Genomic DNA, 1150 nt, shown 5'->3' on the forward strand with positions numbered 1-1150 from the left:
GACCAGACATCTCCACTAAAATACCGGCTAGTTTTTTATCTTGATAGTATATGTCGTTTGGCCACTTAAGCTTAACACCTTGGATACCGATACTTTCCAGCGCTTCGACTGCTGCAATACCCACGACCAAACTAAGTCCCATCGCTGCCGCCATACCCGCATCTAAACGCCAGTACATAGACAAATATAAATTAGTGCCAAATGGCGATATCCATTGACGACCACGACGTCCGCGACCTTGCGCCTGATATTCAGCGATACAAACTCGCCCTTTATCGGATTCACTGACTTTCTCTAACAAATATTGATTCGTTGAATCGATCACGGAAATCAGTTCTACCGGAGTGCTAATGGCATTTTTCAGACGAGTTTCATCGAGTAGTTGAAGAGGATGAGCCAGTTGATAGCCTCGTCCTTGGATACGATAAATATCCACTCCCCAATCATTCAACCCTTTAATGTGCTTTGCAATTGCCGCTCTAGAAATGCCCAGTTGTTGTCCAAGCATTTCACCTGAATGAAAACCGCCATCGCTGAGTGTTTTAAGGATATGTAGCTTCACTGAGTGTTCTTTTCTCATTGAGCCGCCTCAATCTTAGCGAGATTAGTTTCACCTTGACGATTCATAAAGCGCACTTCGTGTTCGAGTTCAATTTGGTACTTATCCCACACCGCCCTTTTCACCAGAGAAGCAAGTGCAACCACGTCATCAGCACTGCAGTTGTCGACATTTGTTAATACCAACGCTTGTAAAGGGTTCACCTGAGCACCGTTGACTGAAATACCTTTCAAACCACACTGGTCAATCAGCCAACCGGCTGCCACTTTCATTCCCTCGTTTGCAGGGTAAGCCACCATGTCGCTATGCTTTCGAATGAGTTGATCATAATGATCTTGGCTGATCACAGGGTTTTTAAAGAAACTCCCTGCGTTACCGACTTTAGCTGGGTCTGGCAGTTTCTCCATACGAACTTGGCACACACGTTCAAATATTGCATTTGGACTTAATTCGTTTTCAGGGATGTTTTGTAACGGCCCATATTGATTCTTCGGCGTCCATCGCTTCGGCAGCTTCAAGCCAATGGCTGTGACAAAGCATTTTTCATATAGATCATGTTTGAAAACTGAATCTCGGTACCCAAATTCGCAG

The 1150-nt window shown here is 44.8% G+C and carries 1 protein-coding gene and 1 pseudogene; both read right to left on the reverse strand.

The window, feature by feature from the left end; all coding sequences use genetic code 11:
- A partial coding sequence (gene birA / locus R7040_RS24620) for a bifunctional biotin--[acetyl-CoA-carboxylase] ligase/biotin operon repressor BirA (protein WP_318075282.1) occupies positions 1-580 on the reverse strand: 580 nt, incomplete at its 3' end.
- A pseudogene (locus tag R7040_RS24625) lies at positions 577-1150 on the reverse strand (UDP-N-acetylenolpyruvoylglucosamine reductase); the annotation flags it as partial. The pseudogene R7040_RS24625 and the gene birA, both read right to left, overlap by 4 nt.

This window comes from Vibrio sp. 1069 (genome assembly GCF_033340555.1).